Source organism: Novilysobacter antarcticus (genome assembly GCF_019802285.1).
GTDB classification, from domain to species: domain Bacteria; phylum Pseudomonadota; class Gammaproteobacteria; order Xanthomonadales; family Xanthomonadaceae; genus Novilysobacter; species Novilysobacter antarcticus.
On the sequence record NZ_JAIEUJ010000002.1, the window covers coordinates 174811 to 188175 of the forward strand.

General features: G+C 67.2%; 13 protein-coding genes and 1 pseudogene. 6 read left to right on the forward strand and 8 right to left on the reverse strand.

Translation table 11 applies throughout. From position 1 onward, the window contains the following. The first annotated feature begins 333 nt into the window (after window positions 1-333). Window positions 334-708 carry an acyl-CoA thioesterase gene (locus tag KZ491_RS05535; RefSeq protein ID WP_043957505.1) on the forward strand — a complete coding sequence of 125 codons (375 nt, stop codon included), beginning with the start codon at window positions 334-336 and terminating at the stop codon, window positions 706-708. Here KZ491_RS05535 and KZ491_RS05540 read toward each other — a convergent pair whose 3' ends face one another. The 5 genes from KZ491_RS05540 to KZ491_RS05560 form a co-directional block, all read right to left on the reverse strand. After that, window positions 709-1809, reverse strand: coding sequence for an ABC transporter permease (locus KZ491_RS05540; protein WP_222564892.1), 1101 nt, complete (start codon window positions 1807-1809; stop codon window positions 709-711). Then, entirely contained in the window at window positions 1806-2966 is a 1161-nt protein-coding gene (locus KZ491_RS05545) for an ABC transporter permease (protein ID WP_222564893.1), read from the reverse strand. The genes KZ491_RS05540 and KZ491_RS05545 overlap by 4 nt, the downstream gene beginning before the upstream one ends. 26 nt (window positions 2967-2992) lie before the next feature. Further along, window positions 2993-4018, reverse strand: a complete 1026-nt coding sequence (locus tag KZ491_RS05550; protein WP_222564894.1) for an HlyD family secretion protein — start codon at window positions 4016-4018, stop codon at window positions 2993-2995. Continuing rightward, entirely contained in the window at window positions 4015-5406 is a 1392-nt protein-coding gene (locus tag KZ491_RS05555; protein ID WP_222564895.1) for a TolC family protein, read from the reverse strand. The genes KZ491_RS05550 and KZ491_RS05555 overlap by 4 nt, the downstream gene beginning before the upstream one ends. A 99-nt stretch (window positions 5407-5505) precedes the next feature. Continuing rightward, window positions 5506-5955: a copper chaperone PCu(A)C gene (locus KZ491_RS05560; protein ID WP_222564896.1), complete on the reverse strand. Its 450-nt coding sequence runs from the start codon at window positions 5953-5955 to the stop codon at window positions 5506-5508. A 38-nt stretch (window positions 5956-5993) separates the two neighbouring features. Here KZ491_RS05560 and KZ491_RS05565 point away from each other — a divergent pair, with 38 nt between their 5' ends. Together KZ491_RS05565 and KZ491_RS05570 are read left to right on the forward strand one after the other, a co-directional pair. Next, on the forward strand, window positions 5994-7559 hold the full coding sequence (locus tag KZ491_RS05565; RefSeq protein ID WP_222564897.1) for a DUF4139 domain-containing protein: 1566 nt from the start codon (window positions 5994-5996) through the stop codon (window positions 7557-7559). Next, entirely contained in the window at window positions 7556-8335 is a 780-nt protein-coding gene (locus KZ491_RS05570) for an enoyl-CoA hydratase/isomerase family protein (protein WP_222564898.1), read from the forward strand. Before KZ491_RS05565 ends, KZ491_RS05570 begins: the two co-directional genes overlap by 4 nt. A 185-nt stretch (window positions 8336-8520) precedes the next feature. Here the strand turns inward: KZ491_RS05570 and KZ491_RS05575 are convergent, their stop codons facing one another. The 3 genes and pseudogenes from KZ491_RS05575 to KZ491_RS05585 form a co-directional block, all read right to left on the reverse strand. Further along, window positions 8521-9411, reverse strand: coding sequence for a sulfurtransferase (locus KZ491_RS05575; RefSeq protein ID WP_222564899.1), 891 nt, complete (start codon window positions 9409-9411; stop codon window positions 8521-8523). Next, a pseudogene (locus KZ491_RS05580) lies at window positions 9408-10204 on the reverse strand (CoA pyrophosphatase). The gene KZ491_RS05575 and the pseudogene KZ491_RS05580 overlap by 4 nt, the downstream one beginning before the upstream one ends. A 128-nt stretch (window positions 10205-10332) precedes the next feature. Beyond that, the gene (locus KZ491_RS05585) at window positions 10333-11022 is read right to left on the reverse strand and encodes an FKBP-type peptidyl-prolyl cis-trans isomerase N-terminal domain-containing protein (protein WP_222564900.1); all 690 of its coding nucleotides are present in this window, start codon (window positions 11020-11022) and stop codon (window positions 10333-10335) included. A gap of 194 nt (window positions 11023-11216) precedes the next feature. On the opposite strand from KZ491_RS05585, the gene KZ491_RS05590 reads away from it, so the two are divergent. The 3 genes from KZ491_RS05590 to nth are packed head-to-tail and all read left to right on the forward strand — an operon-like array spanning window position 11217 to window position 13266. Next, entirely contained in the window at window positions 11217-12011 is a 795-nt protein-coding gene (locus KZ491_RS05590) for an enoyl-CoA hydratase/isomerase family protein (protein ID WP_222564901.1), read from the forward strand. Window positions 12012-12028: 17 nt separating this feature from the next. After that, window positions 12029-12544 carry a hypothetical protein gene (locus tag KZ491_RS05595; protein ID WP_425493095.1) on the forward strand — a complete coding sequence of 172 codons (516 nt, stop codon included), beginning with the start codon at window positions 12029-12031 and terminating at the stop codon, window positions 12542-12544. After that, window positions 12541-13266 carry an endonuclease III gene (gene nth, locus KZ491_RS05600; RefSeq protein WP_246606585.1) on the forward strand — a complete coding sequence of 242 codons (726 nt, stop codon included), beginning with the start codon at window positions 12541-12543 and terminating at the stop codon, window positions 13264-13266. The genes KZ491_RS05595 and nth overlap by 4 nt, the downstream gene beginning before the upstream one ends. Window positions 13267-13365 lie beyond the last annotated feature (99 nt).

Genomic DNA, 13365 nt, shown 5'->3' on the forward strand with positions numbered 1-13365 from the left:
ACGTCAGCCAAAAAGGCTGCGGCCACCAAGGCGGCGGCGGAAAAGCCCGCGGTGAGAAAGCCAGCCGCGCGCAAGTCCACCGCGAAGAAGGCCGCGGCAGGACAACGCCCTGCCAAGCAGCCGGATGCGACCCACGCGGACGCTGGCAGTCACAACAAGGGGAAGCAGGCGCAGCCACCGGCAGTGGCCAAGCCAGCAGCGGAAGTGCGGGAGCGTGCACCGGGCTCGCAGAAGTCCGCCGATGCCGCACCGACGCCATCGCCATCGCCATCGCCATCGCCATCGCAGAAGGATGCCGTTGCCGCGCCCAGCGCGGACCTGATCCGGGTGCCGATGGCGGTTCGCTGGCGTGATCTGGACGCGTTCAACCACGTCAACAACTCCAAGTACCTGAGCTATCTGGAAGAGGCGCGACTGCACTGGATGATGGGCGTGCCAGGCCAGGGCTTGGACGATCACGTGGCGCCGGTGGTGGCCGCGGCGCAGCTCAATTACCGCCGGCCGATCACCTGGCCGGCCGAGGTCGTGGTCGAGTTGTTCGTGGAGCGGCTGGGCAATACCAGCCTGAGCATCGGCCACCGCATCGTGGATGACGAGGACCGCTCGATCGTCTATTGCGATGGCAACGTGGTCATGGTGTGGATCGACCGCGACAGCGGGCGCGCGGCCGAGCTGCCGAAAAACGTGCGCGAAGCCTGCTCGCGCTGATCAGCCTGGCCGATAGCGCCACATCGCCAGCGCGCCGTAAACCAGCGCCAGCAGGGCCAGATTAACGAGTTCACCCGAGACCTCGGCCACGCTCGCTCCCATCTGGTTGACCTTGACCAACGCGTTGATCCCCGGCGTGCTCGGCAGCAACTGGGCCAGCCGCACCAGCAATGCTGGCGTGGCCTCCGCCGGCCACGACAGGTTGGACAGGAAGAACAGCGGCAGCGATGTGACCGTGATCAGCTGGAAGGCGCGCTCGCGGGTCTGGAAAAAACTGCCGAAAAACAGCGCAAACCCGACTACCGCCGCGATGAACATCGCTCCGGCCACCAGCAGACCGGGCAGGTTGCCGGCGCGCGGATAGTCCTGGAACCAGTACACGAAGCCGCTGAAATACAGCAGGCTGAGCATCCCCATCATCGCGAAGGCCGCCGCAATGCCACCGAGGGCCGGCCGCGACAGCCGCAGCTTTCCGTGCCGCTCACGCCGGGTAGCGGCCATGACCGCCACCCCGATCAGCAGGGTCTGCTGAACAATCAGGGCGGCAACGCCGGGAACAATGCTGCTGCCATAGCCTTCGGCGGTATTGAACAGCGGACGCTCGATCAGCTGCAGCGACGGACCTGCCGGAACCCCGGCAAACTGCGCCTGGCTGACCGCCACCTGCTGGCCGAAAGCCGTGATTGCCGTCGCCGCTCCCTGCAGCACCACGCTCGCCCGACCCAGCAACGTGCCATTGCCGAACAACGCCAAGCGGCCCTGGCCGCCGCGCAGGATGTCGCGCTCGAAATCCGCCGGCACCAGCAGTATCGCTTCGGCGTCGCCGCGCTCCACCACGGCGCGCGCGTCGTCCATCGATCCCAGCACGCCGACGACGTGCAGCGCACGCACCGCATCGAGCTTGCGCAGCAGGTCGCGGCTCATCGGACTGTGATCCTGATCGACCACCACCATCGGCAGGTGCACCGCGACCTGGTGGCGATACGCGGTGGGGTAGAAGAATGAGTACAGCAGCACCGCACCGACCAGGATCAGCATCGCCACCCGATCAGCGGCAATCGCTCGCAGCGTCTCGCCAAAGGCGAACGCAAACCGGTTCATCGCCGGCCCCATGCCGCGGGGTCGCGCGAGGCCCGGCCCAGCAGCGGGATGCCGATGATGCCGGGAACCAGCACGAACAGCAGCAAAGCAGTCAGTGGCCACGCCGAAACCGCCAGGGACGAGCCCATGTCCAGTTGCTGCGCCTGCACCTTGAGGTAGGCGGTGAACGGCAGCAGAGCGCTCCACAGGCGGGTAAACCAGGACGCCCCCTGCAACGGGAAGGTCGCCGCCGAGAACGCCAGCGAAGTACCCGCATACAAGCCGGCCGCCGACAGCGCCGAGGCCATGTTGCGACTGACGGCCACGAACAGCAGCGCGATAACGGCATAGGCCAGGTACATCAACGCCTGCGCCAGCATCAACCAGGCAAAACCGCCCGCGAGCCCGCCGCCACGGATGGCGCCCAGCCACAACAGGCTGACGGCGCCGTACACGGTGAACAACACGAAGTAAGGGGCGATCTTGCCCAGCACCGCGGGCACCAGACGGTCATGGCTTTCGCGTAGCCAGGTCTGGATGGTTGCGTCGCGCAGCTCACGGCCGAAGGCACCGACCACGGCCACGCACATCGCCAGATGGAGGATGGCCGGAAACAGCAGGCCGAGCAGGAACTGCTCATAACTTCGCGCCGAATTGAACAGCACACCCGTCTGCACCGCGATAGGCGCGGCGCGCACGCTCGCCGGCCCGCGGGTCAGGGCAATCTCCGTCACTGCCAACTGCGCGGACACCGCCTGCACGGCGCTGTCGATGTCGCGCGCCGCCGCTTGCCCGGCCACCTGATAGCTGGCGTTGAAATAGCTCAGAACCGTCGCGCTGCCGTCGCGCTGGATGTCGCGACCGGTACCGGCCGGGATGTGCACAACGGCATACACCTTCAACGCACGGGCCAGGGAAAACGCCTGCTCCAGCGTTGCGGGCTGCTCGGACACGGTCAGCCCCGGCGATGCCTGCAGGTGGCGAATCAGCTCACGGCTGGTCGTGCTGCGGTCCAGATCGACCACGGCGACCGGCAACTCGCGCGGCACCCCGCTGCTGAACATCCAGGCCACGATCAGCAAAATCAGGCAAGGGATCCACGTGGCCAGCGCCAGATCCCAAGGACTTGCACGCAAGAACCGGCACTCGCGACGTGCCGACGCCAACAGCGCCTGCATCGGCGTTGTCCTGTCCGCTGCCTCGGCTAGTCCGCCGGCGGCCATGCAAACAGAACGCTCATGCCCGGCCGGAAGCCGTCCACCTTCTGCACCGGACGTACCCGAACCTCGAAACTCTTCACGTCGTAACCGCTGGACTGGCGGGTCGAGCGCCAGGTCGCGAAATCGCCAGCGGGACTGATGAAATACACCTCGAACGCTACGTCCTCGATCTCCAGAGCAGGAATGTCACCACGCAACCGGGTTCCCACCCGGATGCCGCCGAACTGGTCCTCTCTCAGGTTCAACGAGACCCACATGCGATCGATATCGACCAGGGCGAACACCGGGTATCCGGCGGGCACCAGTTCGCCGACGTCCACCAGACGCTTGCCGACCTCGCCCGTGATCGGCGCGCGTCCCTCGATTTCCGCCTTTGCGGCGCTCACCTCGGCCACCGCGCCTTCGGCCTGTCGCACCTGGGCCTGCGCGGCGGCCTTGTCCTCGCCGCGCGCACCGGCCAGGGCCATGTCGTACTGCGCGCGCGCGGCGGCCTCCAGCTCATTGGAACTGCGCTGCTGGGCCAGGGCCTCGTCGCGCTTCTGCCGGGTCATCACGCCTTCGCGGTAGAGATTCTCCACCCGCTGGTAGGTGGCGCGGGCGAGCTCGGCACCGGCTCGCGCGCGGCGCCAGTTGGCTTCAGCAGCGCGGATGTCCTCCGAGCGTGCGCCCTCCTCGGCCTTGCTTGCCTGCGCGCGCGCCGCGTCCAGCACCGCGTCCGCCTGCTCCTGCTTGGCGGCGACCTCGGGACTGTCGAGCTCGAACAACACCTGACCGGCCTCGACCCGGTCACCCTCGTGCACGAGCAGTTTCGAGACGCGCGCACTGATTTTTGGTGATACGTTGATGCTGTCCGCGTCTGCCATGCCCTGCACGACATCCGCGGGGGCGCGGAACGCCAGCCACAGACCGGCCACGACGAACGCCACCACGACCACGATTGCGCCAACCCCCAGCCACCGGCGCGGGTGGGCCGGCTGCGCTGCGTTACCGGCGCTCTCGTTCTCGCTCATTGCTCCAGCACCTTGTCGGCCTTGCGGAAATAGTCGTGGTACTCGTCGAGCCGGCCGCTGATTTCCAGCAGGCGCGCCAGCGCCACGTCGTAGTCGTAGGCCGCCTGCGCGCGCTCGACCATCGCGCCACCCAGCTGCAGGCGGGCATCGATGACGTCGAGCGAGGTCACCTGGCCTTCGCGAAACGACAGCTCCTGCAAGCGCAGGTTCTCCCGGGACAATTCGATCGAGCTGTCCAGCAACAGGTACTGCTGGCGTGCCGATTCCAGCTCGTTGTAGGCCTTGCTTACGCCCGAAGTGATCTGGTTACGCGCCTCCCGCAGCCCGGCCTCGGCCGCGAACTCCTGCTCGCGGGCGGCAGCAATCTGGGCGGGCCGGTTGCTGCCCGACAGGAACGTGTATTTCACGCCGATGCCGAATGCCCAGTCGGGATCCGTGATAAGCGCATCCTCGCGATGCAGGTCGTACTGGCCGAAGGCATACACCTGCGGCTTCAACTTGGCCTGCTGCACCTTCACGCCCTCGCTCGCCTGCTCACCGAGCGCCTGCAGGCGCCGGATCTGCGGGTGCTGGGAAAGCGCCTGATCGCGGTACATCTGCATCGGCTCCGTCGCGCTGCTGATCACGAACAACGGGGTCGTGGTGGCGATGGGTCGCTCGCTGCGCAACAGGTTGGCCAGCGACTCACTGATGGTGTCCAGATCGTTGATCGCGCGCTGGTAGTCGCGCTCGGCCTGATCGCGCGCCACGGTCGCCTGCAGTCGTTGCGCCCGGGTCGCAAAGCCTTCGCGTTCGAGCTTTTCGGCATTCTCCACATGGCGCTGCAAGCCGTCGCGCACATCGCGGCGAACCTCCAGCGCCTGTCGCGCCAGTTGCTGACCGAAATACCGCTGCACCAGTTGCAGCACCTGCGATTGCGACTCAAGGTCCCGCTCCGCCGTTGCCTGGCGCACCGCGGCAGCAGCGGCCGCCTGCGCCGCCGGAATCTGCCCGCCGCTGTAGATCGGCACCACGGTGCTCAACACCGGGCGCAACCGCCAGTCGCGTTCGCGGAATTGCAGCGGGCTGGGAATACCGAACGCCCCGGCGACCGGCGCCAATGAGCCCAGCGGCAGGGACAGTGTTTTCTGGAACTGCATCTCCCGCACGTCGATCGACACCTCGGGAACCCGGAGCGAGCGGGTGGCCTGGGCCAGGTCGAGCTTGCCCCGCACGCTCGCGTCAGCAGCGGCCAGTGCGTCGGATGACTGCTCCAGCGTCCATCGGGCTTCTTCGAAGCTCAGGGCCTGCGCGGCCGGCTCCTGCGACCACGCGGCGCCGAACAGCGATATACCGAGAAGGCAGAACAGTGCGCCGGAAGATTTGCGTGGATGGCGATTTCCCGGCATTCCAATCATTCCCCGACCTCATCGCGAAACCGCCTGATCAAACCACGATGCCTGGATGAAACCCGCATCAAACAGCCGCCCGCGACAGCGATGGGTGAACTACTTGCGGATCTCAAAATCGCCGGAAACAGTCCTGCCATCGTCAAGTTTGAAATCGATCCGGATCACATCGCCGGCCACGGGCGTGCGTTTGGGCTTCATCAGCATCATATGCAGGCCACCGGGTTTGAGCGTGACGCTCTCGCCGGCCGGCACCGTGAGCTTGGGAATCGCGCGCATCTTCGCCATGCCATCCTCGAAGCGGGTCTCGTGGATGGACACCTCATCAAAGCCCGGACTGCTGCCCGACACCACGGTCACCCCAGTGTCGCAGGGGTTGGCGATGGCACCGAAGCCCGCCAGGACCGGGATGGCGGCGGGTGGCACGCGGATCCAGCCATCGTTGATTTTCAGCAGGCATTCGGCATCGGCCGCGGCGGCCACTGGCGAGACCAGACTGAATGCGACAGCGACGAGGGAACCCAGCAGGGAAACGCGGAGGGTGTTCATGCCCTTATGATACCGACAGGTCGAGACTGGAGTCCGAGATGCGCCGAACGCTGCCCTTCCTTGCCGTCGCTATAGTGCTAGCCGCGTGTTCGGGCAAGCCTGAATCCGACCCCGAGGCCCCGCCTCCAGCCGCTAAACCCACTCCGCCGCCGGCGAGCACGGCGGCCAATCCGGAAAGTGGCACCACCCGCCTCACCATCTACAGCGGCGATTACGAGTCCTTGTCGAATGACACCCTCGCCCGCGCCGGCATGCCGGGGTTCGCCCTGGTCGAACGCCCGCTGCATTACAGCCTCAAGTCCGGCATCAACGCCGTGTCGGCCAATGGCATGCCGCGCTCGATGGACGTCGAGGCCGCCCAGCTGCAACCGCGCTCGGACGGCATCACCCTGCTGTCTCAGCGTTTCGTCGCGCCCCTGTCGGGCACCGATGAGGTCATCGCGCAGGTGATCGGCCAGCGGATCGTGGTCGAGCACACCGCCGGCACCGCCAAACAGAGCGACAACGGCGTGTTGCTGGCCGCCAATGACGGACTGACCTTGGCGCTGGGCGATGGCCGCATCAAGGTCATCCGCGACTACGACAACTTCAGCGTGGTCGAAGGCAGCAAGCTGGTGCCGCAGCAGGCAGAGCTGCGCTGGACCGTGCAGGCCGACAACGCCGGCGACGCCAACTTCCTGCTCAGTTACCCGATGGGTGGCATGGCGTGGCGCGCCGAGTACCGCGCCACGCTGGCCAATGCGGACGCCGAAGCCAAGGAATGCAAGCTGGCGTTGGACGGCGCTGCGCTGCTGGTCAACCGCTCGGGCGTCGGCTTCGGCAATGCCCGGATCACGCTCGTCGCCGGCGAGCCCGCGCGGGCCAGCGGCCGTCCGGAGATGGCCATGCGCGGCAGCTATGACGCTGTTTCCGCTGCGGCGCCCAAGATGATGGACATGCCGTCGGTGCGTCAGTCGGGCGAGTACCACGCCTACGAACTGCCCAACAGCATCACCGTCGCCAACGGCGTGGTGGAGCGGGTTCCGCTGTTTGCCCAGTTGCCCGAGGTCGCCTGCGAGCGCGCATACACGGTCGGCCAGAGCGGCGACACCTGGATCCCGCCGCGGCCGCTGATCGAACCGGTCCAGCGCGGCCAGACCGGCAAACTGCCCGTCACGGCCACCGTATCGGTACGCAACGCCAAAGAGGCGGGACTGGGCCAGCCACTGCCGGCCGGCCGTGTGCGCGTGTTCGACGGCAGCGACTTCCTGGGCGAATCGATGCTGGCGCATACCGCCGAGGGCGCGGACATCACCCTGCAAGTGGGCCAGCCGTTCGACCTGCGCGCCGAGCGCGAAGCCACCGACTTCCGCCTGGACCGGGCGGGCCGCACGATCACCGAGTCATTCGCGATCACCCTGGGCAACGCAAAGGACAAGGACGCAACCATCCAGGTACTGGAAAACCTGCCGCGCTGGAGCGACTGGGAAATCATCGCCTCAAGCGTTCCGGCAACCAAGAAGGGTGCGAACCAGGTGGAGTTCGACGTCCCGGTACCTGCCAAGGGCGAGACCGTGCTGACCTACACCGTCCGCTATCGCTGGACCGAGGGCGACAAGCCGTGAGCCAGGTCAAGGCCACGATCCATGGCGACGTGGTCGAGTTGCAACTGGCACGTGCGCCGGTCAACGCGCTGGACCCGGCCCTGTGCCGGGAGTTGCACCACGCGGTGGCTTCGGCGATCGGCGAGGGCGCGCGCGGCATTGTGCTGACCGGCTCGCCGCGGATCTTTTCCGCCGGCCTGGACGTTCCCCACCTGCTGTCACTGGGTAATGACCGCAAGGCCATCACCGAAGCCTGGCAGGCGTTTTTTGGCGCGGCACGCGCGCTCGCGGCAAGTCCGATCCCGGTGGTCGCCGCGCTCACCGGCCACGCCCCTGCCGGCGGTTGCGTGTACGCGCTGTGCTGCGATTACCGGATCATGGCTGCCGGAGATTTCCGCATCGGGCTGAATGAGACCCGGGTGGGCCTGATCGCCCCCGAGGGCATCCAGCGCCTGATGCGCCGTGTGGTCGGGCCGCATCGCGCCGAGCGCTTGCTGGTGTCCGGAGAGATGGTCGATGCGGCCACTGCGCTGCGGATCGGGCTGGTCGATGAACTGGTCGACATGGGCCCGGAGCACGACACCAGCGGCCTCGTCGGGCGCGCGCATGAGTGGCTGCAAGCGCTGTTGGCCCTGCCGCACGACGCCATGCGCCACACCCGTGATATTGCCCGCGCCGAGGTGGTCGAAGCCCTGCAGCCCGAGCACGTGGATCTGGAGCGCTTCGTCGATGCGTGGCTCGAACCCGGCACCCAGAGCGCACTGAAGGCGCTGGTGGCACAGCTGGGCAAAAAATAGGTCTTCGGGTGGACCGTGTATAACCGGGCACCGGGGGTGAATGCCCTTGGGTGCGAATGTCCCCCGGCACCGATGGAGCCTGTGCCTCCTCCTTTATTTCACACCCAAGGGCATTCGCCCCCGCCGTTTCAGCATGACGGTGGTTGTAGAAGTAAAAGCCCAGCAGGTCACAGCCTGCGCGCTGGTTAGGCGCCGGTCGCGACCGGGCGCGTTGGGTCTTCGATCCAACCACTCCAGGAACCGGTGAACAACTTCGCGCCGGGCAGTCCGGCGTGCTCCATCGCGAGCAGGTGATGGCAGGCGGTCACGCCGGAGCCGCACATCACTACGACATCGTGCGGGTCACGCCCGCCCAGCAGTTGTTCGAACTCGCGCTTGAGTTCGGGCGCCGGTTTGAAGCCGCCTTCGGACAAATTTTCCGCATAGGGCCGGTTGATCGCGCCTGGAACATGTCCGGCGACGGTGTCCATTGGCTCGACCTCACCGCGGAAACGCTCGCTGGCGCGCGCATCCAGCAGCATCCCGCCGGCGGCCAGGTGCGCCTGGACCTGCGGCGCATCGAACAGGAGCGCCCGGTCGAAGTCGGCGTGGTAGGCCGCCGGCGTCGACGAGACGGGCGTACCGACCTCCACCAGGCATCCCTGCGCGGTCCAGCGTTTCCAGCCCCCATCCAGTACGGCGACGTCGCGGTGGCCGAGCGCACGCAGCAGGAACCACGCGCGTGCGGCTGAAAGCCCGCCGTCGCCGGCGTCGTAGACCACCACCTGGTGATCCGGGGTGATGCCCCACTCGCCCAGCCTGGCGGTAAAGTCCTCAGCCGATGGCCAGGGATGGCGGCCGCCGGGACGCGAATGGTCCGACAGATCGCGATCCAGGTCGGCGAAGTACGCCCCGGGGACATGGGACTGGCGATACGCGCGCTCGCATGCGGCCGGGTCGGCGAGCGACGACCGCGCATCAAGCACCACCACATCCGGACGACCCAGCGCCCTGGCCAGCTCCTCCACCGATAGCAGGGTTTGCCACCTCGACTCGGAAACAGGATTTGAACCAGGATTGGAAACCTGATCAGTCATGACACGTGCTCCAGTCGCTGCCGCAGGTTCATCAGGATAGAGGCGGTGACGCCCCAGATGCGTTGGGCGGGATAGCGATACTCCCAGACTTCGCGTGTACGGCCGCGATAATCGACGCGCTGGCCGACCAGGTTGGCCGGGTCAAGCAGGAACTCCAGCGGCACCTCGAACACCTCGGCGACCTCGCCGGGATCGGCATGGATGCGGTGTGCCGGGTCGATCATCGCGACCACCGGAATCACCCGGAAGCCGGTGACAGTAAGCAGCGGATCCAGCAGGCCCAAGGGGGTGACCTGCCTCGGGGACACGCCGATTTCCTCGTCGGTCTCGCGCAGGGCAGCGGCGACGGCATCGGCGTCGAACGGCTCCACCCGGCCGCCGGGAAACGCCACCTGCCCGCCGTGATGGCGCAATGCATCGGTACGTCGGGTCAGGATGACCTGGGTCGCGTCCGGCCGCGGCACGAGGCCGACCAGGACCGCGGCATCCAACTGGGTGTCACCCGGCAACAGAAGATCATCCAGCTCGGCCAGGTTCCAGGCCGGACCGGTGGGCGGCGTCCGCAGCGGATGCAGTGCACGCCGGAGCCGGCCGCTGGCGTCCAGGCGCGCAACCAGCGCCGGGTCGCTCACCCGCGCCCTGCCTCGCGATCGGGCAATACGACGTCCATCAGGTGCGCACGCTCGCGGTCGTCCATCTGCGACCAGCGGGCAATCTCGTCGCCGGTGCGGTGGCAGCCGTCGCACCGGCCGCGCTCATCCAGGCAACACACGCCGGTGCAGGGAGTGAGCATGGGCGGCAAGGGCTGGTACACGGCGAGACTCCTGAAAGCAATATTCCATATCCCAGAAACGCGTTGCGCCGGACAGGGCCGGCGCAACGTTTGGGACGGGTCGCGGACCAGGCCGCGGGTACACCTTATTACTTGACGCTGACCAGCTTGATCTCGAACTGCACCGCCATGTTGGGCGGAATGCCGGTACGCGGATCGGCACCATAGGCCTTGTCAGCCGGCAAGGTGACTTCCCACTTGGAACCGGCGGGCATCATCTGCAGTGCTTCGCGCATTGCCGGCATTTCGACTTCGGTGAGCTTGATGTCGGGCATCGGACGAGCCTGCGACGCTTCGCCTTCCTGACGCTGGCCCCACGGGAACGGACCGGCCACTTCCAGCGAAACGGTGCTCGCTGCGGTCGGCTTGGCACCCTTGCCCGCTTCGATCACGCGGTACTGGACGCCGCTGGGCAGCGCCTGCACGCCAGCCTTGGACTTGTTCTGGGCGATGAAGGCGTCGCTGCGGGTCTTGTTTTCAGCCGCCGCCGAATCCCATGCTGCCTTGGCCTTGGCCTGCTGGCGCTTCTGCATGTTCTCCACAGCACTGCGGAGCTGGTCGACCGGCACGGCCGGATCCTTCTTCGCGTAGCCGTCCTGCAGGCCCTTGCTGATGGTGCCGACGTCGAGCGCTTCGCCGCTTTCGCTGGCATTCCGTCCCAGATCATAACCAAGCGCGTAGCTCAGCTTGCCTTTCTCGGTTGAGGTGTCCTGGGCGAAGGCTTGGCCTGCGGTCAGGGTCAAGGCCGCAACGGCGACCGCAATCAAACGCAACTTCATTCGGTAAAACCTCCGGAGGTGACGCGAAGCGGACGCACCGCCCCGATTGGGATGCCACGCCGGTCAACAGCCCCGGGCGGACACGATAGGATAACGACGCGAGGGCTTAACCGCCACTGACGACTCAAGTCCGACCACTCCGTGGCCGGCAAGTTCCGCAATCCACCCGTTTATTCTTTTCCGGACCCGATCTGATGCCCGAAACCGCTGCTTCCACCATCGTCACCGTCGCCGACCACGCTGCCGTCCGCGTGATCACCGTCAACCGCCCGGACAAGTTGAACGCCCTGAATGCCGCCACGCTTGACGCGCTATTCGCGGCGTTTGAGGCGGCCGACAGCGACCCAGGCGTTCGCTGTGTGGTCCTCACCGGTGCCGGTGAGAAAGCCTTCGTCGCCGGGGCGGACATCAGCGAAATGAACACGCTGACCCCGGTCCAGGGCCGCGATTTCTCGCTGCGCGGCCAGCGCTTGATGCGACGCATCGAGAAACTCGGCAAGCCGGTGATCGCCATGGTCAACGGCTTCGCGCTGGGCGGAGGGCTGGAGCTGGCCATGTGCTGCCACCTGCGAATCGCTTCCGACCGGGCCAAGGTCGGCCAGCCTGAGGTGAACCTGGGGCTGATCCCGGGCTTTGGCGGCACCCAGCGTCTGCTGCGGCTGGCCGGACGTGCCGCGACACTGGAGCTGTGCCTGGTCGGCGCACCCGTGGACGCTGCACGAGCGCTGGAGCTGGGCATCGTCAATCGGGTCGTTGCCGCCGCTGAGCTGCACGACGAGACCATGAAGCTGGCCAACCAGCTGGCGGCGTCCGCCCCGCTGGCCCTGCGCGGCGTGCTCGACTGCGTCAACGTGGGCGGCGAGTGCGGTATCGAGGAGGGCCTGGAGTACGAGACCGCGCAGTTCGGCCTGATGTTCTCCACCGACGACATGCGTGAAGGAACCACCGCGTTCCTTGAGCGCCGCAAGCCGGCCTTCCAGGGCAGCTGAACGAGGTGGTTCCGCAGATGGCTTGCGCTGCGACGCCATCGTCAGCGCCGGCCTGTGCCTGCGGCTGCGCGGATCCGCGCGGCAGCGCCGCCCATCCGGTAGGCAACGCACTGGCGATGGGCGATCTGGACCGTGCCTTCGCGTTGGGGCTGATGGACGCCATCCCCTGCCCCGCCTGCAGCGCGGACTGCGTGGCGCGGTTGGATCGCGTGCAGGGCCAGCGCCAGCAGGCGCTGGCCGCGCGGGAGCGGTATCGCCAGCGCGAAGCAAGGCTGGCGCGTCGGCGATTGGAGCGCGAGCAGCGCAAGGCCGCACTCGTCGGAGCCGTTGACGCTCAACACCCGGTGGCTGCGGGCGCGGCAGAAACGGCGCGGCCGTTCGAGGCGCCACGCGTGGTGAGCCCGGCCCTTCCGCCTGCCGCGGCCGCGGCACTGGCGCGGGCGCAGGCAAAGGCGGCGGCGCGGACGCAGGGAACGACGTCGCCAGGATCAGCAGCACCGAAGCCGCCCGCGCAGGGAGAACACGAGCGTTGAGTATCCCCGCACGTCGCAAGACCCGACCGCGCTCCAAGTTGCGCAAAGCCGAGATCGAGGAGATGTTCGCCCGGCTGCGCCAGCTCAATCCGCAACCCACCACCGAGCTCGAATTTGCCAACCCCTACGAGCTGCTGGTCGCGGTGACGCTGTCGGCGCAGTCCACCGACGTGGGCGTCAACAAGGCGACCCGGAAACTGTTTCCGATCGCCAATACCCCGGCGGCCATTGCGGCGCTCGGCGTGGAAGGTTTGAAGCCGTACATCGCCACCATCGGCCTGTACAACACCAAAGCGGCCAATGTCGTGGCGATGGCCGAGCTGCTCCTGCAGCGGCACGACGGCCAGGTGCCCAACGACCGCGCCGCACTGGAAGCACTGCCCGGCGTGGGCCAGAAGACCGCCAACGTGGTCCTGAACACCGCCTTCGGCGAGCCGACCATGGCGGTCGACACCCACATCTTCCGGGTGTCCAACCGCACCGGCCTTGCGCCGGGCAAGAACGTGCGCGAGGTGGAAGACCTGCTGGTGCGGGTGATCCCCGAGGAGTACCTGCGCGACGCGCACCACTGGCTGATCCTGCACGGGCGCTACGTGTGCAAGGCGCGCACGCCGGACTGTCCGCATTGCGTGATCCGCGATATCTGTCGTTACCGGGACAAGACTCCCGGCGAGCCGGAGGCGCCACCAAGCGCCGCGCGCGCGCTCCAAAGTCAGGGCTGAATCGGGCGCACACGCGGGCGCCGCCCCATTGCCTGCGTCCCCGTGCTGCCTTTGTCATATCGCTGCAATGTTGCCTCGCCACACTGCGGGCACTTTCCC

Bases quoted from the DNA above. Each gene is read 5' to 3' on its own strand.
- KZ491_RS05535 (WP_043957505.1), top strand. From the start codon at position 334: ATGGCGGTTCGCTGGCGTGATCTGGACGCGTTCAACCACGTCAACAAC.
- KZ491_RS05540 (WP_222564892.1), bottom strand. From the start codon at position 1,809: ATGAACCGGTTTGCGTTCGCCTTTGGCGAGACGCTGCGAGCGATTGCC.
- KZ491_RS05545 (WP_222564893.1), bottom strand. From the start codon at position 2,966: ATGCAGGCGCTGTTGGCGTCGGCACGTCGCGAGTGCCGGTTCTTGCGT.
- KZ491_RS05550 (WP_222564894.1), bottom strand. From the start codon at position 4,018: ATGAGCGAGAACGAGAGCGCCGGTAACGCAGCGCAGCCGGCCCACCCG.
- KZ491_RS05555 (WP_222564895.1), bottom strand. From the start codon at position 5,406: ATGCCGGGAAATCGCCATCCACGCAAATCTTCCGGCGCACTGTTCTGC.
- KZ491_RS05560 (WP_222564896.1), bottom strand. From the start codon at position 5,955: ATGAACACCCTCCGCGTTTCCCTGCTGGGTTCCCTCGTCGCTGTCGCA.
- KZ491_RS05565 (WP_222564897.1), top strand. From the start codon at position 5,994: ATGCGCCGAACGCTGCCCTTCCTTGCCGTCGCTATAGTGCTAGCCGCG.
- KZ491_RS05575 (WP_222564899.1), bottom strand. From the start codon at position 9,411: ATGACTGATCAGGTTTCCAATCCTGGTTCAAATCCTGTTTCCGAGTCG.
- KZ491_RS05585 (WP_222564900.1), bottom strand. From the start codon at position 11,022: ATGAAGTTGCGTTTGATTGCGGTCGCCGTTGCGGCCTTGACCCTGACC.
- KZ491_RS05590 (WP_222564901.1), top strand. From the start codon at position 11,217: ATGCCCGAAACCGCTGCTTCCACCATCGTCACCGTCGCCGACCACGCT.
- KZ491_RS05595 (WP_425493095.1), top strand. From the start codon at position 12,029: ATGGCTTGCGCTGCGACGCCATCGTCAGCGCCGGCCTGTGCCTGCGGC.